Annotated in this window: 18 protein-coding genes and 1 pseudogene; 10 read left to right on the top strand and 9 right to left on the bottom strand. The window is 71.5% G+C overall.

Going from position 1 to position 21900, the window contains the following annotated elements:
* Positions 1-36: 36 nt before the first annotated feature.
* Entirely contained in the window at positions 37-1263 is a 1227-nt protein-coding gene (locus tag OG858_RS06585; protein WP_327723471.1) for an acyl-CoA dehydrogenase family protein, read from the top strand.
* 121 nt (positions 1264-1384) lie between these two features.
* The gene (locus tag OG858_RS06580) at positions 1385-2047 is read left to right on the top strand and encodes a thiaminase II/PqqC family protein (RefSeq protein WP_328545053.1); all 663 of its coding nucleotides are present in this window, start codon (positions 1385-1387) and stop codon (positions 2045-2047) included.
* A gap of 98 nt (positions 2048-2145) precedes the next feature.
* On the opposite strand, the gene OG858_RS06575 is transcribed toward OG858_RS06580, so the two are convergent.
* The 5 genes from OG858_RS06575 to OG858_RS06555 form a co-directional block, all read right to left on the bottom strand.
* Positions 2146-2382: a DUF6213 family protein gene (locus OG858_RS06575; protein ID WP_037704958.1), complete on the bottom strand. Its 237-nt coding sequence runs from the start codon at positions 2380-2382 to the stop codon at positions 2146-2148.
* Between the two features lie 25 nt (positions 2383-2407).
* Positions 2408-3793, bottom strand: coding sequence for an NADP-dependent succinic semialdehyde dehydrogenase (locus OG858_RS06570; RefSeq protein ID WP_086747572.1), 1386 nt, complete (start codon positions 3791-3793; stop codon positions 2408-2410).
* Between the two features lie 65 nt (positions 3794-3858).
* Positions 3859-4326: an NUDIX domain-containing protein gene (locus tag OG858_RS06565; protein ID WP_086747571.1), complete on the bottom strand. Its 468-nt coding sequence runs from the start codon at positions 4324-4326 to the stop codon at positions 3859-3861.
* On the bottom strand, positions 4323-5861 hold the full coding sequence (locus OG858_RS06560; protein ID WP_319265786.1) for an ATP-dependent DNA ligase: 1539 nt from the start codon (positions 5859-5861) through the stop codon (positions 4323-4325). The genes OG858_RS06565 and OG858_RS06560 overlap by 4 nt, the downstream gene beginning before the upstream one ends.
* 131 nt (positions 5862-5992) lie before the next feature.
* The gene (locus OG858_RS06555; protein WP_086747574.1) at positions 5993-6922 is read right to left on the bottom strand and encodes an NAD(P)/FAD-dependent oxidoreductase; all 930 of its coding nucleotides are present in this window, start codon (positions 6920-6922) and stop codon (positions 5993-5995) included.
* 77 nt (positions 6923-6999) lie between these two features.
* Here OG858_RS06555 and OG858_RS06550 point away from each other — a divergent pair, with 77 nt between their 5' ends.
* The 6 genes and pseudogenes from OG858_RS06550 (at position 7000) to OG858_RS06525 (ending at position 12322) form a co-directional block, all read left to right on the top strand.
* Positions 7000-7596 carry a helix-turn-helix domain-containing protein gene (locus OG858_RS06550; RefSeq protein WP_086747569.1) on the top strand — a complete coding sequence of 199 codons (597 nt, stop codon included), beginning with the start codon at positions 7000-7002 and terminating at the stop codon, positions 7594-7596.
* A 113-nt stretch (positions 7597-7709) separates the two neighbouring features.
* Positions 7710-8687 carry an NADPH:quinone oxidoreductase family protein gene (locus tag OG858_RS06545; protein ID WP_319068521.1) on the top strand — a complete coding sequence of 326 codons (978 nt, stop codon included), beginning with the start codon at positions 7710-7712 and terminating at the stop codon, positions 8685-8687.
* Positions 8684-9865 (top strand): acyl-CoA dehydrogenase family protein, encoded by a 1182-nt coding sequence (locus OG858_RS06540; protein ID WP_319068520.1) that lies wholly within the window; start codon positions 8684-8686, stop codon positions 9863-9865. Before OG858_RS06545 ends, OG858_RS06540 begins: the two co-directional genes overlap by 4 nt.
* Positions 9862-10938 carry an acyl-CoA dehydrogenase family protein gene (locus tag OG858_RS06535; protein WP_086747800.1) on the top strand — a complete coding sequence of 359 codons (1077 nt, stop codon included), beginning with the start codon at positions 9862-9864 and terminating at the stop codon, positions 10936-10938. Before OG858_RS06540 ends, OG858_RS06535 begins: the two co-directional genes overlap by 4 nt.
* Before the next feature lie 203 nt (positions 10939-11141).
* Positions 11142-12010 (top strand): annotated as a pseudogene (locus OG858_RS06530) (phosphatidylinositol-specific phospholipase C/glycerophosphodiester phosphodiesterase family protein).
* 117 nt (positions 12011-12127) lie between these two features.
* Positions 12128-12322, top strand: a complete 195-nt coding sequence (locus OG858_RS06525; protein ID WP_086747798.1) for a hypothetical protein — start codon at positions 12128-12130, stop codon at positions 12320-12322.
* 3 nt (positions 12323-12325) lie between these two features.
* Here the strand turns inward: OG858_RS06525 and OG858_RS06520 are convergent, their stop codons facing one another.
* The 4 genes from OG858_RS06520 to OG858_RS06505 all read right to left on the bottom strand — a co-directional run bounded on the left by OG858_RS06520 (position 12326) and on the right by OG858_RS06505 (position 17761).
* Complete coding sequence (locus OG858_RS06520; protein WP_086747797.1) at positions 12326-13495, bottom strand: phosphodiester glycosidase family protein; 1170 nt, start codon at positions 13493-13495, stop codon at positions 12326-12328.
* Positions 13496-13608: 113 nt separating this feature from the next.
* Positions 13609-13983: a DUF779 domain-containing protein gene (locus OG858_RS06515; RefSeq protein ID WP_086747796.1), complete on the bottom strand. Its 375-nt coding sequence runs from the start codon at positions 13981-13983 to the stop codon at positions 13609-13611.
* Between the two features lie 81 nt (positions 13984-14064).
* Positions 14065-15555 carry an alginate lyase family protein gene (locus tag OG858_RS06510; RefSeq protein ID WP_319317564.1) on the bottom strand — a complete coding sequence of 497 codons (1491 nt, stop codon included), beginning with the start codon at positions 15553-15555 and terminating at the stop codon, positions 14065-14067.
* A 148-nt stretch (positions 15556-15703) separates the two neighbouring features.
* Positions 15704-17761, bottom strand: a complete 2058-nt coding sequence (locus OG858_RS06505) for a pectinesterase family protein (RefSeq protein ID WP_327723469.1) — start codon at positions 17759-17761, stop codon at positions 15704-15706.
* A 393-nt stretch (positions 17762-18154) separates the two neighbouring features.
* On the opposite strand from OG858_RS06505, the gene OG858_RS06500 reads away from it, so the two are divergent.
* A complete protein-coding gene (locus tag OG858_RS06500) occupies positions 18155-19165 on the top strand; it encodes a substrate-binding domain-containing protein (RefSeq protein ID WP_086747793.1) in 1011 nt (336 codons plus the stop codon).
* Between the two features lie 300 nt (positions 19166-19465).
* Positions 19466-21877, top strand: a complete 2412-nt coding sequence (locus OG858_RS06495) for a sensor histidine kinase (RefSeq protein ID WP_086747792.1) — start codon at positions 19466-19468, stop codon at positions 21875-21877.
* The last annotated feature ends 23 nt before the right edge of the window (positions 21878-21900 follow it).

Raw genomic sequence — 21900 nt, 5'->3', positions numbered from 1 at the left:
GCAGGTAACATCTTAGTGCAGTGCTGGAGGCGCGTCATGGCCGAGTTCACCATGGAACTCAACGAGGAACAGCGAGAGGTTCGCGACTGGCTCCACGGATTCGCCGCCGATGTGATCCGCCCCGCGGCCGCCGAGTGGGACGAGCGCGAGGAGACCCCCTGGCCGGTGATCCAGGAGGCCGCCAAGGTCGGCATCTACTCCCTCGACTTCTACGCCCAGCAGTACTTCGACCCCACCGGCCTCGGTATTCCCATGGCGATGGAGGAGCTGTTCTGGGGTGACGCGGGCATCGCCCTCTCCATCGTCGGCACCGGCCTCGCCGCCGTGGGCGTCCTCGCCAACGGCACCGAGGAGCAGATCGGCACCTGGATCCCCCAGATGTACGGCGACGCCAACGATGTCAAGGTCGCCGCGTTCTGCTCCTCCGAGCCCGACGCCGGTTCCGACGTGGCCTCCATGCGCACCCGTGCCGTGTACGACGAGGCCAAGGACGAGTGGGTCCTCAACGGCACGAAGACCTGGGCGACCAACGGCGGCATCGCCAACGTCCACGTCGTCGTCGCCGTGGTCGACCCCGAGCTGGGCTCCAAGGGCCACGCGTCCTTCATCGTCCCGCCGAAGACGCCCGGCCTGTCCCAGGGCCAGAAGTTCAAGAAGCACGGCATCCGCGCCTCCCACACCGCCGAGGTCGTCCTGGAGGACGTACGCATCCCCGGTTCCTGCCTCCTCGGCGGCAAGGAGAAGCTCGACGAGCGTCTGGCGCGGGCCCGCGAGCGGGCGAAGGCCGGCGGTGAGCGGGTGAAGAACGCGGCGATGGCCACGTTCGAGGCGTCCCGCCCGGCCGTGGGCGCCATGGCGGTGGGCACCGCCCGCGCCGCGTACGAGGTCGCCCTCGACTACGCCAAGACCCGCGAGCAGTTCGGCCGGCCCATCATCGACAACCAGGGCGTCGCCTTCCAGCTCGCGGACATGCGGACGTCCGTGGACGCGGCGCGGCTGCTGGTGTGGCGGGCGTCCTGGATGGCGATCAACGGCAGGCCGTTCACGGCGGCCGAGGGGTCCCAGTCGAAGCTCTTCGCGAGCGAGACGGCGAAGAAGGTCACGGCTCAGGCCATTCAGATACTGGGCGGCAACGGGTACACCCGTGAGTACCCCGTGGAGCGAATGCACCGGGATGCCGCTATCTACACCATCTTCGAGGGTACGAGTGAGGTTCAGCGACTCGTGATCGCGCGGACCTTGTCGGGGATGCCCATTCGGTAGCGCCGTGGGGGTGTCGTGCGATCCGGACTGCGGGAGCGTCACGGTTGCTCGCGCAGTTCCTCGCGCCCCTGCCGGGGGCGCCTGATCAGCGGCGACACCAGTGAACCGACGGGAGCCCCCGATGACGCGCACGGCCGTACGACTGCTGGAGAGCACCACGGCGAAACTCGCCCCGGCCCCCGACGCCAACCCTCTGCTGCCCTTGATCGCCTCCGGTGCGGTCGGCCTCGACACCCTCGCCGCGCTGGCCTTGGAACAGCGTCTCGTCATCGCCGCCGACCTGCGTTCCTTCCGCCATCTGGCCGAGCGGGCGGCGACCGAGGAACCGGCCGGCGCCCCCTTCTTCGAGATGCTCGCGGAGGGGGAGGCGGTGGCGGCGGAGCGGCTCGGGGCGTACGCCGAGGCATGCGGCGTGGACGGCGGGCGGGCCGCGGCGTACGAGCCCCTACCCGGCTGCCAGGCCTACCCGTCCTACGTCGCCCGTCTCGCCCTGACCGCGTCCCCGGCCGATGTGGTACTCGCCCTGAGCGCCAACTTCGCCTCCTGGGGCGGCTATTGCGCGGCGATCGCGAAGGCCCTCCGCCATCACTACGCCTTCACCGACGAGGCCTGCGCGTTCTTCGACCTCTTCGCCGAGCCGTCGCCGGAGCTGGAGGAGAGGGCGAGGACGGCGGTGCAGACGGGATGGGACGCGGGCCGGATCGACGAGCACCTCGTCGCCCGACACGGCCGCCTGCTGCAGAGCTACGAATCGATGTTCTGGCACACACTCGCGCCCCGTTAGGGGCGCGGGGCACTGTTGGACATGCGGCTACCTCCGCGTGGGCGCGATCAGCCACGGACGACCCGCAGCCGACCTACGACCGGCCCGGGAGCGGCGCCCTAGCCGGAGGCCGCCCCACTGCTGTGGGCGATGCACGCCACGTCGATCCGGTCCGCCAGCTTCGCCAGCTCGATCGTGAGCGCCGCCACCGTGTCCTCGTCGAGTTCCTCACCCGCCTCGACCAGGTGCAGCCACCGGCCGCCCACCGTCCGCAGCAGCTTGCTCACATCGGCCGCAGACACCTGCAGGGTCCCGCGGTCGTCGACGATCAGAGGCAGAGTCACTTCGCGGTTCACAACGGGGATGGTAGCCGCGGAACGCTCACGCCCCGTGCCACACGGTGGTGATGTTGCAGAACTCCCGGATTCCGTGTCCGGACAGCTCACGCCCGTATCCGGAGCGCTTGACCCCGCCGAACGGGAACGCCGGGTGGGAGGCCGTCATCCCGTTGACGTAGACGGCGCCGGCGTCGAGGTCCCGGACGAGGCGTTCGACCTCGGCGGCGTCCCGTGTCCACACGTTGGAGCTGAGTCCGAAGGGCGTGTCGTTGGCGATCGCGATCGCTTCGTCGAGGTCGGCGACCCGGTACAGCGTGGCGACCGGGCCGAAGGTCTCCTCCTGGTGGACGCGCATCTCGGGGGTGATGTCGGCGAGGACGGTCGGCGGGTAGAACCAGCCCGGCCCGTCGGGGCGTTCGGCGCCGCACAGGACGGTGGCGCCGCTCTCCACGGCCTCGTCGACCAGCTCCTCCAGGTCCTCGCGGCCCCGCTCGCCGGAGAGCGGGCCGACGTCGGTGTCCTCGTCGAGCGGGTCTCCGACCTTCAGCGCCTTCATGGCCTCGACGAACCGCTCGGTGAAGGCGTCGTACACGTCGGCGTGCACGATGAACCGCTTGGCGGCGATGCACGACTGCCCGGCGTTCTGCACCCGGGCGGTGACGGCGATCTCGGCGGCCCGGTCGATGTCGGCGGACGGCAGCACGACGTACGGGTCGCTGCCGCCCAGCTCCAGGACCGTCTTCTTGACCTCGTCCCCGGCGACCGAGGCGACGGCCCGGCCGGCGGGCTCGCTGCCGGTGAGGGTGGCGGCCTTCACCCGCGGGTCGCGCAGGATGTCCTCGACGGCGCCGGAACCGACCAGCAGCGTCTGGAAGCAGCCCTCGGGGAATCCCGCCCGGTGGAAGAGATCTTCCAGGTAGAGCGCGGTCTGCGGGACGTTGGAGGCGTGCTTGAGCAGGCCCACGTTGCCGGCCATCAGGGCGGGCGCGGCGAAGCGGATCACCTGCCAGAGCGGGAAGTTCCACGGCATCACGGCGAGCACCGGGCCGAGCGGCCGGTAGCGGACCAGGACGCGGGACGCGCCCGAGTCCTTCACATCCGCGTCTGACGGCTCCACGTCGGTGAGCAGCACCTCGGCGTGGTCGGCGTACCACCGCATCGCCTTCGCGCACTTGGCGGCCTCGGCGCGGGCCTGCCTGACCGGCTTGCCCATCTCGGTGGTCATCACCCGGGCGACGTCCTCGGTGTCCTCGTCGAGGAGCTCGGCGGCCCTGCGCATCAGCCGGGCGCGTTCCGCGAAAGACGTCGTCCGGTACGTGCGGAACGTGGTGTCGGCGGTGGCGAGGCGACGCTCGATCTCCTCCTCGCCCAGGGCGTCGTAGGTCTTGAGCGTCTCGCCGTTCGCCGGGTTGACCGTGGCGATGGGCATGGCCGGCCTCCTGCGTGGGCTGTCCTTCGACCTTCCCGCGCGATTGGCTACGCCGCAACGCGGACTCAGTCCGAGTGCTCCAGAAGACGGTCGAGAAACATCGCCTGCGCCGGTACGAGCACGGCACGGGCCCGTTCGACGGTGAGCCACTCCACGCGGTCCAGCTCCGGGAACTCCTGGATCCGCCCCGACCTCGGCGGCCACTCCATGCGAAAGGTCCCCGGCACGACGGTCGCCGGGTCGAGGTCCGCCTCGATCGCCCAGGCCGTGACGATCTTGCCGTTCCTCTGCCGCACCTCGCCCAGCGGTACGGCCTCGCCGTCCGGCGGCGCCAGCCCCAGTTCCTCCTGGAACTCCCGGCGGGCCGCGTCCCAGGCGGGCTCGTCCGGTTGGTACTCGCCCTTGGGCACGCTCCAGGCCCCCGCGTCCTTGTGCGCGAAGAGCGGGCCGCCCATATGGCCGAGCAGGACCTCGACGCCGTGCTCGGTGCGGCGGTGCAGCAGGAGGCCGGCGCTGCGCTTGGGTGTGGTCAACGAGTCACCTCGGGGTGTGCGGCGAGCAGGGTCTCGACCGTATCGGCTTCCGCCGGGGTCTTGTCCTCGCGATAGCGGATCACACGGGCGAAACGGAGGGTGACGCCGGCCGGGTAACGGGTCGAGCGCTGCAGGCCGTCGTAGGCGATCTCGACGACGAGTTCGGGGCGTACGGTGACGCCCCAGCCGTGCTCCTCCACGGCCAGGCCCGTCAGCCGTTCTGTCTGCCAGGCCAGCAGCGCGTCGGTCATGCCCTTGAAGGTCTTGCCGAGCATGGCGAAGGAGCCGTCGGCGGTGCGGGCTCCGAGATGGAGGTTGGAGAGCCTGCCCGTGCGGCGGCCGTGGCCCCACTCGGCGGCCAGGACCACCAGATCGAGGGTGTGCACCGGCTTGACCTTCAGCCAGGACGCCCCGCGCCGGCCCGCGCTGTAGGGGGCGTCGAGGGCCTTCAGCACGACACCTTCGTGGCCGCGTTCCAGGGTGTCGGCGAGGAAGCGCTCCGCCTCGGGCAGGTCGCCGGGACCGGCCACGAGGGTGCGCCGTACCCGCATGGGCTCCGGGACGAGGCGGGCCAGTACGGCGTGGCGGTCGGTGAGGGGCAGGTCGAGGAGGTCCTGGCCGTCCACGGACAGCGCGTCGAAGAAGACCGGCGCGACGGGCACCTGCCGGGCCGCCGTCGCCACGTCCAGCCGCGAGCCGACCCGCCCCGCCGTCTCCTGGAAGGAACGTGGCCGCCCGGTCTCGTCGAACGCGATCACCTCCCCGTCCAGGATGAACCGCTCGCCCTTCAACTCCAGTGCGGCAGTGGTGAGTTCGGGCAACCGGTCGGTCATGTCGTCCAGGGTGCGGGTGTACAGCCGTACGTCGCCGCCGTCGCGGTGGACCTGGACACGGATGCCGTCCAGCTTCTCCTCCACCGCGCACACGCTCAGCTTCGCCACGGCCTGGGCGACGGAGGACGCGCTGTGCGCCAGCATCGGCAGGACGGGCTGCCCGACGGTGAGCCGGAACCCCGCGAGAGCCGACGGCCCCTCAGTCAGCAGCGCCTGCGCCACCGTCCGGAGCGAGCCGGCGAGCATCACGGCCCGCCGTACCTCGGCGGCGGGCGCCCCGGTGGCCCCGGCCAGCCCGTCGATGGCCACCGCGTCCAGCGCGCCCTGCCGGACCTCACCGGTGAGCAGCCCGAACAGGTACCGCTGTTCGTCCTCGGTGGCCGCCGCCAGCAACTCGCCGACCAGGCGCCTGCGTTCGGCCTGCGAACCGGGGCCGGTGGCAGTACCGATCGCCGTGAGGCGGGCGTCCACCTCGCGGACGGTGAGGGTGGGAGTGGTGGCCGGCGGGATGTGCTGGTCGAGGACCTTCCAGCCGACGCCCAGGCGGCCCTGGGGCAGCCGGCCCGCGAGATAGGGGATGACGATCGGTACGTCGCCGGCGTCGGCGTCGGCGAACAGTTCGGCGAGCAGGGCGGTCTTCCGGGACCGGGCCGAGGTGGCGGCGACCTCTTGCGACACGCGGGCGAGCCGGGCGAAGAGCATGCAGCCATGGTCCTACGGAGTTCTGCCGGGCGCCTATTGGGTCGGGGATGCGGCTGGACGGGCGGGTGCGGGTGCGTCGTGGCCTGTCGCGCGGTTCCCCGTGCCCCCGGACGGCCCTGCGGGCCGAGCGATCACGCTGTGTCCAAGTCCGTCATCAGCAGTTCCCCATTGATCGTGGCGCCCGCCCGGTAGCCGGACGACGCCGCGTTGACCACCTGCTCCGAGAAGCCCATCGCGTTGCCGACGGCCCAGACGCCGGGAACCGAGGTCAGGCCGGTCGGGTCGACCGTGGGGTACGCGCCGAACGGCGTCTCGTTCAGGTCGGCGCCCAGCTTCTCCAGCAGGCTGGTCCGCGGGATCGGGCGGGGGGCCGTGAACAGGACCGAGCGGTCGCAGACCGTGCCGTCGGTGAGCCGGACCCCGGTGAGGCGGTCCTCGGTGACGACCAGGCTCTCGACCTCGCCGGGGACCACCGAGACCCCGGCGGCGGCCAGGCGGCGCAGGTCGTCGTCGGAGAGGTCGGTCTCGGGGACCTCGTGGAGGAAGAGGGTCACGTCCTTGGACCACTGGGAGACCATCAGGGCCTGGTGGACGCTCATCGGAGTCGTGGCGAGGACGCCGAAGGGCTGGTCGCGGACCTCCCAGCCGTGGCAGTAGGGGCAGTGCAGGACATCCCGGCCGAAGCGCTCGGCCACGCCGGGGACGGTCGGGAGCTCGTCCTTCAGGCCGGTGGCGACGACGAGGCGCCGGGCCCGCGGGGACCGGCCGTCGGCGAGCGTCACGGTGAAGCTCCGGCCGTCATCGCCCCGGGTCACGTCCACCGCCCTGCCCCGGACCAGGTCGACGCCGTAGCGGGCGATCTCCTCCCGGCCCACGGCCAGGAACTCCGCCGGCGGCATCCCGTCCCGGGAGAGAAAGCCCTGCATGTGCGCGGCGGGCGCGTTGCGGGGTTCGCCGGCGTCGACGACCAGTGTGCGCCGCCGGGCCCGGCCCAGGACCAGGGCTGCGGAGAGCCCCGCCGCGCCGCCGCCGATGACGATCACTTCGTACTGCTCGGTCATGGTGACCACCTCCACGACGACGGTCGCCCGAACACGGCCGCATTGACAAACGCCTTTGCCGAAACTGCAATAGTGGGATGAGTGACACGAGTGAGAGGGCGAGCGGCACGGACGAGGTCCTCGCCGGAGTCGGGCCGCGATTGCGACGGATCCGGAAGGAGCGCGAGGCGACGCTCGCCGGGCTGTCGGAGGCGACCGGTATCTCGGTGAGCACGCTGTCACGGCTGGAGTCGGGGCTGCGCAAGCCCAGCCTGGAGCTGCTGCTGCCGATCGCGCGGGCCCACCAGGTGCCGTTGGACGAGCTGATCGGGGAGCCGCCGGTCGGCGACCCGCGGGTGCGGTCGAAGCCGATCCAGCGGCACGGCCGGACGTACTGGCCGCTCACCCGGCAGCCGGGCGGCCTCCAGGCCTTCAAGGTCCTCGTGCCCCAGTCGCGGCAGGAGCCGGAGCCGCGCACCCACGAGGGCTACGAATGGCTGTATGTCATGTCCGGGAAACTGCGTGTCGTGCTCGGCGAACACGATGTGGTGATGGTCGCCGGGGAGGCCGCCGAGTTCGACACCCGGGTCCCGCACTGGTTCGGCTCGACGGGGGAGGGGCCGGTGGAGTTCCTCAGCCTGTTCGGGCCGCAGGGGGAGCGGATGCACGTACGGGCCAGGCCCGCGCGTTCGTGACGCACGCTACTGCGCCCGGGCTGTTCCTCGGAGGGCAAGCGACCGCTTAGTATGCATGCGACAGTCGACCCCGGTCAGACGAAGCAGTCCGAAGCAGTCCGTGGAGGCACCGCATGCAGGCATGGCAAGTGCACGAGAACGGCGAGCCGAGCGAGGTGATGCGGCTCCAGGACGTGGAGCGGCCCACGCCCGGTGACGGCCAGGTCCTGCTGAAGGTGCGCGCCGCGAACATCAACTTCCCCGATGTCCTGATGTGCCGGGGCCACTACCAGGTCAGGCCTCCGCTCCCGTTCACCCCGGGCGTGGAGATCTGCGGTGAGACCGAGGACGGCCGCCGGGTCATCGCCAACCCGGCGCTGCCGTACGGCGGCCTCGCCGAGTACGCGGTCGCGGACGCCGCCGCGCTGCTGCCCGCGCCCGAGGCGCTGGACGACGCCGAGGTCGCGGCCCTGCACATCGGTTACCAGACGGGCTGGTTCGGCCTCCACCGCCGGGCCCGCCTCGAAGCGGGGGAGACCCTGCTCGTCCACGCCGCCGCGGGAGGGGTCGGCAGCGCGGCCGTGCAGCTCGGCAAGGCGGCCGGGGCGACGGTCATCGGCGTCGTCGGCGGCGCCGAGAAGGCCGTCGTGGCCCGGGAGCTGGGCTGTGACGTGGTGGTCGACCGGCGGAGCGAGGACGTCGTCTCCGCCGTGAAGGAAGCCACCGGAGGCCGGGGCGCGGACGTGATCTACGACCCCGTGGGCGGCGAGGCCTACACGCAGTCGACCAAGGTCGTCGCCTTCGAGGGACGCATCGTGGTCGTCGGCTTCGCCGGCGGGACGATCCCCAGCCCCGGCCTCAACCACGCCCTCGTCAAGAACTACTCGATCCTCGGCCTGCACTGGGGTCTGTACAACACCAAGAACCCGAAGCTGGTCCAGCACTGCCACGAGCAGCTCACCGAGCTGGCGGCCCGGGGCGTCGTCAAGCCGCTGGTGAGCGAGCGCACGCCGCTCGGCGGGGCCGCGGCCGCCGTGCAGCGCGTCGCGGACGGCGTCACCACCGGCCGGGTCGTCGTGGTGCCCTCGCTGGAGAACGGAGCCGCCGCATGACCGACGCAGCCGACCTCAGGCGCCGCACGGCCGAGTTGCTGGCCGCGTACCCGCCCGCCACCACCGACCGCCTGGACTTCCTGCGCGCCCGCTTCGACGCCGGGCTCGCCTGGGTGCACTACCCCGAGGGCCTCGGCGGGCTCGGCGCCCCGCGCTCCCTCCAGGCCGTGGTGGACGCGGACCTGGAGGCGGAAGGCGCCCCAGACAACGATCCGCGACGCATCGGCATCGGCCTGGGCATGGCCGCGCCGACGATCCTCGCCTACGGCACCCAGGAGCAGAAGCGGCAGTACCTGCGGCCGCTGTGGACGGGCGAGGAGGTCTGGTGCCAGCTCTTCAGCGAGCCCGGCGCCGGCTCCGACCTCGCCGCGCTCGGGACCCGAGCGGTCCGGGAGGGCGACGAGTGGGTGGTCAACGGGCAGAAGGTGTGGACGTCCAGCGCGCACGTCGCCCGCTGGGCCATCCTCATCGCCCGCACCGACCCGGACGTGCCCAAGCACCGGGGCATCACGTACTTCATCTGCGACATGACCGACCCCGGCGTCGAGGTCCGGCCGCTGCGCCAGGTCACCGGCGAGGCCGAGTTCAACGAGGTGTTCATCACCGACGTCCGCATCCCGGACGCGCGCCGCCTCGGCGAGGTCGGCGACGGCTGGAAGGTCGCGCAGACCACGCTGAACAACGAGCGCGTCGCCATCGGCGGTATGCGGCTGCCGCGTGAGGGCGGCATGATCGGCCCGGTCGCCAGGACCTGGCGCGAGCGCCCCGAACTGCGTACCCACGACCTCCACCAGCGGCTGCTGAAGCTCTGGGTCGAGGCCGAGGCCGCTCGGCTCACCGCCGAGCGGCTGCGTCAGCAGCTCGTCGCCGGACAGCCCGGCCCCGAGGGCGCCGGCATGAAGCTCGCCTTCGCCCGCCTCAACCAGGAGATCAGCGGCCTTGAGGTCGAACTCCGGGGCGAGGAAGGTCTGTTGTACGACGACTGGACCATGCGGCGCCCCGAGCTGGTCGACTTCGTCGGTCGTGACGCCGGCTACCGCTACCTCCGCTCCAAGGGCAACAGCATCGAGGGCGGGACCACCGAGGTCCTGCTGAACATCGTCGCCGAGCGCGTCCTGGGCCTGCCCAGCGAGCCGCGCACCGACAAGGACGTCGCCTGGAAGGACCTCGCCCGATGACCGACCTGCTGTACTCGGAGGAGGAGGAAGCCCTCCGCGAGGCCGTCCGCGACCTGCTGGCCGACCACTGCGACGCGGCGGGCGTGATCGCACGCGCAGAGTCGGACGCCCCGCACGACATCGCGACGTGGAAGGCCCTCGCAGGAGGAATGGGCCTCGCAGGCCTGCTCGTGCCGGAGGAGCTGGAAGGTCAGGGCGCCACCCATCGCGAAGTGGCCGTAGTGCTGGAGGAGTTGGGGCGTGCGGTCGCACCGGTCCCCTATCTGACCAGCGCGGTCGTCGCCACCGAGGCTCTGCTGGAGTGCGGGGCCGACGACCTCCTCTCCCAGCTCGCGTCCGCGACGACGATCGGCGCCCTGGCGGTCTCGCTGAGCGTTCCCGCAGGCAGCGCCTACAAGGTCGTACGGTACGAAGGCGGCGCCCTGCACGGGGAGTTGACCGGCATCGCGGACGCCGCCGTCGCCGATGTGCTGCTGGTGCCCGCCGACGACGGGGGCCTGTACGCGGTCGACGCCTCCGCCGTGACCGTCACTCCGCAGGTGTCCCTGGACCTGACCCGGCCGTTGGCGAAGGTGGTCCTCGACGGGGCGCCGGGCCGGCTCCTCGGCGACGCCGAACCCGCCGTACGCCGGGCCCTGCGTGCCGGGGCCGGGCTGCTGGCGTCCGAGCAACTCGGCCTCGCGGAGTGGACGTTGACCGAGACGGTCCGCTACCTCAAGGAACGCAAGCAGTTCAACCGGCCCGTCGGCGGCTTCCAGGCGCTCAAGCACCGCCTCGCACAGCTGTGGCTGGAGGTCGTCAACCTGCGGGCGGCCGCCCGGAACGCGGCCGACCAGCTCGCCACGGGCAGCGACGACGCCGACCTCGCGGTGGCCGTCGCCCAGGCCTTCGCGGCGCCCGTGGCCGTCCACGCGGCCGAGGAGGCGCTGCAACTGCACGGTGGGATCGGCATGACCTGGGAGCACCCGGTCCACCTGTACCTGAAGCGGGCGAAGGCCGACTCCATCGCGTACGGCACGGCGGGCGCCCACCGGGCGGCGCTGGCCGAACTGGTCGGCCTCCAGGCCCCCTGACGTACCGCAGGCACACCCGACGAACAGCCGAGACAGCCCGCCCCACCTGGGGCGGGCTTTCCCGTGTGCGCAGTGCGGTCCAGGTGAGCACGGGTGAACGTACGACGGCGGTCCGGCCAACTCCCCGCACGGCCCTGCTCATCGGCCCCTTCCGGCTCGCATACTCGCAGGGTCCGCTACCGGCCCCACCCGGGAGGCAGAGCATGGCCCTCACCACCCGTCGCAGAGCCCTCACCACCCTCGGCGCCGTCCTCGCGGGTGCGGTCGCCCTGCCCGCCACCAGCGCGGCGGCCGGCGAACGGAAGCACCGCCCGCGCCCGTTGTGGCGGGCCCACGCGCACAACGACTACGAGCACCCCCGCCCCCTCCTCGACGCCCTCGACCACCGCTTCGGCAGCGTCGAGGCGGACGTCTTCCTCGTCGGCGACCAACTCCTCGTCGCCCACGACCCGGCGGGTCTCGACCCCACCCGCACCCTGGAATCCCTCTACCTCGACCCGCTCGCCGCCGCGTCCGCGCTCACCACGGCTCGGTGTACCGGGGCTACCGCCAACCGCTCCGGCTGCTCATCGACATCAAGACCGAGGGTGCGTCGACGTACCTCGCACTCGACCGTCATCTGCGGCGCCACCGGCACCTGTTCACGACCTACGCGCACGGCCGCGTGTACCCGGGCGCGGTCACGGCCGTGATCTCCGGGGACCGGGCCGCCCGGGTACCCATGGAGGCGCAGACCGTGCGGCGCGCCTTCTACGACGGACGGCTCACCGACCTCGCGAGCGCGAAGCCCGCGCCCGCCTCCTTCATCCCGCTGATCTCCGACAACTGGACGCTCAACTTCACCTGGCAGGGCGTCGGTCCGATCCCCCGGGCCGAGCGCGCCAAGCTGCGCACGACCGTCTCGACGGCCCACGGGCGCGGGCAGGCGGTGCGGTTCTGGGCGACGCCCGATCCGGCGGGCCCGGCGCGGGACGCGCTGTGGGGAGAGTTGATCGCGGCCGACGTCGACCACCTCAACACGGACGACCTCGCGGGTCTCGCAGCGTTTCTGGACGCCCACCGGTCGGTGTAGGCGCGACATGGCCGACACCACTCGTTCGGCGGCCATGTCAGCCGCACGGACGAACCCTCCGTTACGCCACACTTACGGCCGAATGCCGCGAAGTGGGCGTGGCGGAGGAGGTTGACGATGGCCATTTCCATCTCTGTGGTGGTGCTGCTCGTGATCCTGACGGTGGTCTTCATGCGCAACGGCGCGCTGAAGTTCTCGCACGCCGCGGTCTGTGTACTGCTGGGTTTCTACATGGCCAGCACGAGCCTGGCGCCGACCATCCACAACGGCCTGACGACCACGGCGGACATCGTGAGCAGTCTGAAGCCGTGAGGCTCAGGCTTTCGTGAAGACTCCGATGCCGTTCGGCACGGCCCGTTCCGCCCCGTCGCTCGGATGGTTGCGGACGGTGACCGCGCTCGCGCCGGGCGCGCGGGCGACCAGTGCGGAGGAGCCGCCGCCGTCGAGGTTGAAAGCCTCGGCGGACCCCAAATCCTTCATCGTGTCAGCGACTTCGGCGATGGTGAGACCGGTCCGGTAGGCCGCGGCGCCGTCCAGGGCGAGGAGCAGGAGGCGGTGGCCGCCGTCGGCGATGCCCGCGGCGGTGCGTACCGCCGAGGTCGTGTCGTCGAGGCCGGGGAGCGGCCGGCCGCCCCGCAGGACCGGGTAGCCGCCGAGCGCGAAGGCGTACGGGGTTCCGGTCGAGGCGACGAGGACGTGCTGCACCTCCACCGAGTCTCCGGGGGCGAGCCTGCGCAGCCGCTGGGCGCCCGCCTCGCGCCCGACGAGGACGGTGGCGCCGGCCGCGATGGCGCCGCTGCCGGGGGTACCGGCCGAGCCGACCACGCGGCCGTCCTCGACCAGCACCTCGTGGGTGTCGGTGCTGCACGGCGCCGCCCGGTCGGTGTCCGTGCCGCAGACGGCGCGCATCCGGGAGACGCTGCCCCAGTCCGGGGTGAACGCCCCCACGGAACCGACGGGCAGGGCGTACTGGTTGAGGCCGCGGAGCGGGAGATCGCCCTCGGGGGTGGTGACGGAACCGTCCAGGGCGAGGCTGTCCAGGCGGGCCGTGCCGTCGGTGGTGACGCCCAGCACGTCCCTGGTGCTCGTGCCGGGCGGCAGGGCCGGGCCGAAGCGCTGGCCCTTCGGTACGGCGGCCTTGAGCGCGTGCCCGCCGGCGACGGCCGGCCCGACCGGCGCCCCGGTGGCCGCGACACCGGGGTGCTGGGTCTCGGTGTTGTTGAAGAAGTCGCCGTTGACCCCGGCCACGGCACCCGCCGACGTGGCCAGCCGGGACACGGTCGCCCGCGCGGCCACCTTCCCCGGGTACAGCAGCCCGACGCCCACCTGGCGGTTGCGCAGGTCGACGCTCAGCACATGGGCGTGCGTCAGGCCCCTGCCCGCCCGGATGTCGAAGTGGGTGTACTCGACGCCCGGCGCGACGGCGACGGCCCTGGGCGCGCCACTGGCCGGTGCCGCCCCCACGAGGGCCACGCCGGCCAGCACACTCCACGCCGACAGAACCGTCAGTACCGTTCTGAATCGTCCAGCACGACGCGTCACGGCGCCCCCGATGTCTCGTCAACTGTCCCAGGACTCAGGGGAAGTGCACCAGACGACTACCGGTCGGGCGGCGGCTCGGCCCCGACGACGCGGGAACGGATGAGAAAACGCACCCCTTCGGGTGCTTCCAGGGAGAATCCACTGCCCCTGCCCGGTACGACGTCGACGGTCAGCCGGGTGTGGCTCCACACCTCGTACTGGCTGCGGGACATCCAGAACCCGATCGCCTCGTCGACCCCGTCGACGGTCAGCTCCGCGAGGAGGACGTCCGAGTCTCCCGTACGGAACTCGCCGTCCGGGTAGCACATGGGGGCGCTGCCGTCGCAGCAGCCGCCCGACTGGTGGAACATCAACGGGCCGTGGGCCGCCCGCAGCCGCCGAAGGAGATCGGCGGCCGCGGGGGTCAGCTCTACGCGCGGGACAGCATCCATGACCGCAGTCAACGCCTCGACAGGTTGCGAGGACGTTGCGTGCCCCGGGGCGTGCTTCTGGACGTGCTCCGCAGCGAGCGGTCAGCTCTCCGGGCGGCCGTCGGCGCGGTTGCGGCGGCGCAGCAGGAGCAGGCCGCCCGCGAGGGCCGCGACTCCGCCCGCGGCGGTCCAGGCAGGGAAGTCGGAGGTGCCGGTCGCGGCCAGGTCCTCGCCCCGGCCGCCCTGGGCGCTCGCGGAGGCGGACGACGCGCCCTTCTTCGACGCCTCCTTCTTCGAGGTGGCGCCGGACCCGGAGCCGGACGCGGCCGTGGACGCCGACGGCGGCGCGCTCGCCTCGGCGGCCGTGGCCCTGTCCCGGGTGAACGCCAGGGTGCCGAAGCCCAACTGGTCGTAGCCGCCGCTGTTGGGGCCGTAGTCGCCGCCACCGCCCTCGGGGGCCGCCTTGGCCGCGGCGCGGGTGAGGTAGGAGGCGTCGAGGCCCCGGCGCTTGGTGTAGTGGTTGGCGATCATGGCCCAGATGGGGCGCGTCATGTTCGGGTCGACGCCGGCCGCGGTGGACGCGGTCTCCCTGCCGGACCAGCCGTTGATCGCACCTTTCGCGCGGGTGTTCGCCGTGTAGGCCACCTCGCCGCCCATGCTCCACCTGGCCACGTACTGGGCGCCCTTGAGGAAGCGGTTGTCGTCGTAGCCGTACAGGTCGATGCCCTGGTTCCAGGCCATCTCGCAGAAGGTACCCATCAGACCGACGCCGAGCAGCGCGTGGCCCTGGTCGCGGCCGGCCTCCAGCCATTCGGCGAGACCGTCGTCGTGCACGACCGGGATGGCCTTCCGTACGGCGCCCAGACCCTCACCGTTCTTGAAGTAGTCGACGGCGCGGGCGACCTGGGCCCTGTCGTCGCAGAAGATGCCGGTGGCCAGGACGCACGCCATGTTGGCGAGGTCCCAGTTGGGCCAGTAGTTCGTGACGACGGCGCCGTTGTGCCTGACCAGGAAGTCGTCGCTGAGCGGGGCGAAGACGCCGCTCAGCATCTCCTGGAAGCGGTCGAGCTCGAAGTCGGGGTGGTCGCGGACGAGTTCGGCGGCGTTGGCGATCTGGTAGCCGTACAGCCCGGCGGCCAGGAAGCGGTCGGCGTTGCCCGCCAGCGAAGTGAGCTTCGCCGACCAGTCGTTGAGGATCGCCACGGCCGTGTCGGCGTACGCGGGCTCGCCGGTGACGTGGTGGCGCAGGCCGTTCTGGTAGGCGGCGTGGATGTCGTTGTAGAGGATCACGTAGTTCTGGCCGGTGCCGCCCCGGACCACGGTCGCCTGCGGGTTGGCCTTCCAGCCGCTCTGCGCGTGCCGGTTGGCGGTCAGCCTGGCGAAGCCCGCGGTGCAGGGCTGGGCGCCCGCCTTGACCTTGGCCGCCATCCGGGCCAGGTCCGCCCCGGTGTGGAGCAGACCGGGGTGCGCGAGGGCGCCGCCCGCCGCGGAGGCGGGCGTCGCCGCCACGCCCGTCCCGACGCCCAGGCCCGCCGCACCCGCGGCGATACCGGCGATCTTCAGCGTGCTCCGACGGCTGATCTCTGCTGTCACGTGGGGGTCCTCGGGTCTCGGGTACGTGTTGTGACTCGTGCGCGCGTCGGCGCGGGGAGCCACGAACAGGAGACGCACCGGCCCCGGCGGCGATAACAAAAAACCGGGGCGGTGCGTCCGTCGTGCTTTCCCGTGGTGCGCGGTGCTGTCAGACGCCGGGCGTCCAGCCGCCCAGCCAGTCCGAGACCTCCTGGCCGGCGGCCTGCGCGTCCGTCAGCATCGGGCGGTTGACGCTCGCGCTGCCCGCCCCCGCACCCTTGTTCGCGTACTCGGCGAAGCGGTCTTCCTTCCAGGAGAAGCCGCCCATGTCGGACCAGGGCGTGGACTTGACAGCGGCGCTGAGGGTGGAGTTGCGGACCGTGGCCTGCGGGTCGACGGTGGTGTCGCCGCCGGGGTGCCAGTTGCGGCCGAGGAAGAAGCTGCCGGCGGTCACGTCACCGTTGACGGTGGACTGGTTGATCAGGATGCCCTTGTGGTTCGCGGCCGTGCTGGGCGCGACGATGTACCCGGCGGAGGTACCGTTCCAGCGCTTCTTCAGGGTGATGACCGACTTGTCGACGACCGCCGTGGCCCGGCCGAAGATGAAGTCCACGTTGCCCGTGATGTAGGAGTTGGTGACATAGACCCGGCCGAGCCTGTCCTTGGCGGCGGTCTCCATCTCCAGGGTGTCCTGATCGCCGTTGACGATGACCCCGTCGAGGACGATCCGGTCGGCCTGGGTCAGCAGCGCGACCGCCTGGTGCCCGTTGAGGGACTGGTTCGCGGCCTCGTCGAAGTCGTTGGTGACGGTCAGGTTGCGGACCTGGGAGTCGTCCGACTGGATGGACATGGTGGCGCTGCCCGGGGTGCCGTAGGTGCCCGAGCCGCCCGGCTTCTGCATCCCGGCCGCGTTGCCGTACACGATCGTGGTGTCCTTGCGGCTGCCGCCCGCGCCCTGGATGGTGACGTGCGGCTTGTTGGCGGGGACCTTGACGACCTCACGGTAGACGCCCGGCTTGACCGAGATGACGACCCGTGAGGCGTTGTTCGCGGGCACGGCGTCGACGGCCTTCTGTACGCTCGTGTACTGGCCGCTGCCGTCCTTGGCGACGGTGAGCGTGGTGGCCGCGGCGGCCTTGGTGCCGGCCGTCGTGCCGATCGAGCTGCGCGGCCCCGCCTTGGCCTTGAGCAGGGCGGGCACGTCGGCCGTCTTGTCGAGGGTGTAGCTGTAGTACGACTTCGGGTCGAAGGCCGTGCCGCCGCTCTCGTTGCGGCCGGAGGTGCCGGAGAAGACGTTGCCGCGCTGGACCAGGGCGGCCGTGGAGTCCTTGGTGACCGGGTTCCGCATGCCCTGGAAGTAGCTGTTCTCCAGGACCATCTTCGTGTTGCCGCGCGCGTAGTTGCCGTACGACGAGGTGATGTCCGTGCCGGACACGTCCTCCAGGAAGTTGTTGTACAGGTGCGCGTGGGCCACGTTGTCGGTGGAGGGGTTGCGCTGCTCGGTCTCGCGGAACCAGTTGTGGTGGATCGTCAGGTCGGCGGTGGTGTTGGTGGTCCAGCCGATGCCGAAGGTCTTGTTGTTCTGGCTCAGCTTGTTCCAGGACACCGTGACGTAGGTGGTGTCCTTGCGGCTGTCGATGAGGCCGTCCGCCATGTGCCGCAGGTCGTTGTGGTCGATCCAGACGTGGTGGGCGCCGTCCATCTGGACGGCGTCGAAGTCGTGGTCCTTGTCGTTCCAGGTCCCCTGGTAGGCGTCACGGATCGTCAGGTTGCGGATGATGACGTTGTGGACGCCGGAGCCGAGGAAGAAGCCGCCGCCCACGATGTGGCCCGAGGTGCCGGAGCCGACGATCGTCTTGTCGGAGGCGACCTTGATCTCCTTGCCCACCGGGTTCATGTTGATCGTCGCGGCCACGACGATGACGTAGGGCTCGGCGGCGGTCGCGTACTTCTCCAGGTCGGCCAGGGTCTTCACGGTGACCGTCTTTCCGTCCCGGCCCCCGTAGGTCCCGTTCTGGCCGAGCGCGTTCACCGAGGCGAAGCCGTCGGCGGCCTCGGTGGCCCAGGTGAGGGCGGCCGCCGCGGCCCGGGGCTGGGCGCCCTCACCGAACACGCCGAAGACCGTGCCGTAGGCCAGGGTCCCGGCGGCGGCCAGGGTCAGGGGGACACCGGCCACGAGAGCGGTCTTCCTTCTGCGGTGGCGGGCCTTGCCGTGGTTCTCGCTCACGAGTCGCTTCCGTTCCGTGCGGGGGGATGGTCGTCAGCCGAGCAGTCGCCGCCGGATGTGAAGAGGTTGCCGCCTTTCGGTATGAATTTCGGCCAGGAGAGCGGAAGCTCGGGCAGGGGCCGGGGATGGCCGAGAACGGACCCCCGGGCGCGGACTGGAACGGTCCATGTCCCCGGGTCCGGGCCCGAGGCGGTCGTTGACACGTGCGTGCAGGTCAGGACCGGGCCGTCACAGCAACACATCGATTCCGTTGTTCACTTGACTACCGGGCGTCACACGCGATTGGCTCCGCCCAGCGAAAGTCAGCCAGTCGCCGCACGTCATCGCGGTGATGACGGCGACCTCGCTCTCCCAGACCTCCCACCCGGTCGCACAGCGAGGTGCCGCGCCCCCATGAACCCACCGTCCGCGTCCCACAGGATCTTCACAGCCTTCCGTTCGGCGGCGCTCGCCGCCGCCGTCTGCCTCACCGTCGCCGGCTGCTCGGTGTTCGGCGGGTCGGAGGCCGATTCGGACAGGGACGGGTCGGGCACCTCGGGTGGGGAGATGAAGGTCGCGCTGATCACGCACAGCGCCGAGGGGGACGCCTTCTGGGACCTGGTCCGCAAGGGCGCGGAGGTCGCGGCCGCGAAGGACGGCATCGACCTGACCTTCGTCAGCGACCCCGACGCCGCGGGGCAGGCGAAGCTGGTGCGGGACGCGATCGCCGACAAGGTCGACGGCATCGCGGTGACCCTCGCCAAGCCGCAGGCGATGCGGGGCGCGGTCGCCGAGGCCCGCGCGGCGGGCATACCCGTGGTTGGCCTCAACTCCGGCATCGACGCCTGGCAGTCACAGGGTCTGCTGGGCTTCTTCGGACAGGACGAGAGTGTCGCCGGCCGGGCGCTCGGCAACGAACTCGACGCCCGCGCCGCCAAGCACGCCCTGTGCGTCATCCACGAGCGGGGCAACGTCGCCGTCGAGGCCCGCTGTGCCGGCGTGCGTAAGGCCTTCGGCGGCCAGACCGACAACCTCTACGTGGACGGCACCGACATGGACGCGGTGACCGGCTCGATCGCCGCGAAGCTCCGCCAGGACCCGACCATCGACGAGGTCGTCACGCTCGGGGCGCAGTTCGCGCTCGCAGCCGTGGACTCCGTGGACGAAGCGGACAGCAAGGCCCAGGTCGCCACCTTCGACCTCAACAAGGACCTGGTCAAGGCCGTGAAGAGCGGCGACGTCCAGTTCGCGGTGGACCAACAGCCGTACCTGCAGGGCTACCTCGCGGTCGACGCGCTGTGGCTCTACAGGACCAACGGCAACATCAGCGGTGGAGGAGTCGAACCCGTGCTCACCGGTCCCGCGTTCGTGACGAGGAAGAACATCGCCGGAATCGCCGAGTTCGCGGCGAACGGGACCCGTTGACGTGAGGCGCCCGGACCCCGGCCGGACCTCCGGCCGTCGGCGGTCTCGGGGCCGCCGCGCCCGGACAAACGGAACCTTCCGTTCGGGCATGACCGCGCTACGGAACCCAAGCATCCGGAACGGTCGTGTAACGGCGACCCCAAACTTCGGACCACCCCTGCGACGTGCACTCACTTGTGCGGATAACATCCTGCGCATCCCCTGTGCGCCCTACTGACAGGTGTCCACCCACCGATCCCGGACCCTTGTCGCCCACCCCCAGATCCGTTCCGCTCCCCGCCAACCGCCCCAAGGACGACGATGCCCCCACGGACCGGCGCCCGGCGCCGTCTCGGCTCCATACGTCTCTCGCTGATCCTCCTGGCTCTGATCCCCAGCGTCACGCTGGCCGTGAGTTGGGGTGTGACGACGACCCAGATGTTCTCGGAGGGACTGCGGCTGCGGACGCAGACCGGACTGAGCAAGTCCACCGGCGCCATGGGAACCGAGGCGACCCTCGCCCTGCAGCGCGAACGCGCCCTGTCGGCCGCCTACATGGCCGCCCCCGGCAGCTCCATGGACATCCTGGAACAGCAGCGCCAGGAGACCGACAAGGCGGTCGCGAAGCTCGCCGCACACGCGGGTGCCATCGAGGAGGCCCCCGACCGCATAGGTGAGCGGCTGTACTCGGTGATGGCCGGCTCCGGCAGCCTGGAGTACTACCGGGGCCAGGTGGACAGCCCCACCGACATCACCCCCGAACAGATCCTCGACCAGTACACCGAGATCATCGACGGCCAGATCCACGCCTTCCAGGCGCTCTCCCAGGTCGATGACGGCGACCTCACCTCGCAGGCCGGCCCGCTCATCACCCTCGAACAGGCCGCTGAGCTGGTCTCCCAGGGCGATGCGATCCTCACTCTCAACTGGCCCTCGGGAGAGCTCGACGAGCCGAGTCGCAACCGCTTCGCCCAGGTGGTCAACGCCCGGCGCTGGCTCGTCGACGACCAGCTCATCCACACGGTGGAGGGCGAGGTGAAGACCAAGATCGAGCGGATCGTCCAGGGCGAGGACTGGCAGACGCTGCAGGCCGTGGAGGACCAGGTCCTCTCGGCCCACTCGACGGGCACCGGCGAGTCCCGCAGGATCAAGCTGCCGCAGGCCCAGGCGCGCTGGGACGCCGCGATGACGAAGCTGTCCACCCAGTACGAGCAGTTGATCCGTGAGCAGACCACGGGCCTGCTGGACCGCAGCAGCGAGGAGGCGCGCAGTCTGCTGATCACGGCCGGCTCGCTGAGCGCCGGCGGTCTCGCCGCGCTGCTGCTGTGCGTCGTGATGTCCTGGCGCATCACCCGCTCCCTGTCCCGCCGGCTCACCGGCCTCCGCACGGCCACCCTCAGCCTCGCCGAGGAGCGGCTGCCCGACATCGTCGCCCGCCTCGACCGGGGCGAGAAGGTCGACGTGGACGCCGCCGCGGCCCCGCTCGACTACGGCACCGACGAACTCGGCCAGGTCGCCAAGGCGTTCAACGCCGCCCAGCGCACCGCCGTGCACACCGCCGTGGAACTCGCCGACACCCGGCGCGGCTTCCAGCGCGTCATCCTCGGTATCGCCCGGCAGAGCCAGAACCTCGTCAACCTCCAGCTCACCAAGCTCGACAGCCTGGAGCGCCAGCACCAGGACCCGGAGATCCTCAAGGGCCTGTACGAGCTGGACTCCACCGCGAGCCAGCTGCGCCGCTACGAGGAGAACCTGGTCATCATCAGCGGCGAGCGGCCCGGCCGCAGCTGGACCGAACCGGTCGCGCTGATCGACATCCTGCGCAGCGCCGTCGGCGAGGTCGCCCAGTACCAGCGGGTCGAGGTGCACGCCGACGACGAGGTGTGGATCGCCCCGCCCGCCGTGGCCGACGTGATCCACCTCCTCGCCGAGCTCATCGACAACGCGACCACGTACTCGCCCGCCCCCAGCCCGGTCAGCGTCCGCGCCGCGATCGTCGCCAAGGGGCTCGCCCTCGAAGTGGAGGACCGGGGGCTCGGCATGTCCGAGGAGGACTACACCGCGTTCAACGCCCAGCTGGCGGTGCCCCCGCAGTTCGACGTGGTCGCGCTCGCCGACGACCTCCGGCTCGGCATGTTCGTCATCGCCCGGCTCGCCACCCGGCACGGCATCACCGTGACCCTGCGCGCCTCGCCGTACGGCGGCACCACCGCGATCGTGCTGATCCCGGACGAGATCGTGGTCCGCGAGGCCCCCGCCCCCGACGAGGACGCCGGCGACGCGGCCGAACCGCCCGTACGCACCTCGCTCGTGGCCGCCCGGGTCGCCGCGGCGGACCCGCACCCGGAGCCCGAACCCGTACGGGAGGAACCGGACCGTGTGCCGCAGGAGAGGCCCGCCGCGAACGGGAGAGCCGCCGAACCTGTCAAGGACGCGAACGGGACACGGCCGGCCGCCGCGCGGAAGTCGCAGGCCGGTAAGAAGGGCGGCCTGATGCCGTTGCCCCGCCGGGTCCCGCAGACCAGCCTCGCCGCCGAGCTGAAGGAGGAGGCCGGACCCTGCCCCGACGGCGACGCCGACGACTTCACGGCCGAGCGTGCTGCCTCCTCGCTGGCCGGCTTCCAGCGCGGAACCCTCCAGGCACGTGACGACGACGAGGAACCCGAGTACGCATCAGGGGAGGCATCCGCGTCCCAAGACCCAGGAGACCGGATCCCCGCCTCCGGAACCTGACGTCCCATCGACTCCCCACGCAG

It is taken from the genome of Streptomyces europaeiscabiei (genome assembly GCF_036346855.1).
Classification (GTDB): domain Bacteria; phylum Actinomycetota; class Actinomycetes; order Streptomycetales; family Streptomycetaceae; genus Streptomyces; species Streptomyces europaeiscabiei.
The sequence above is the reverse complement of the archived record's forward strand: the minus strand, read 5'-3'. Positions and strand labels throughout refer to the sequence as shown.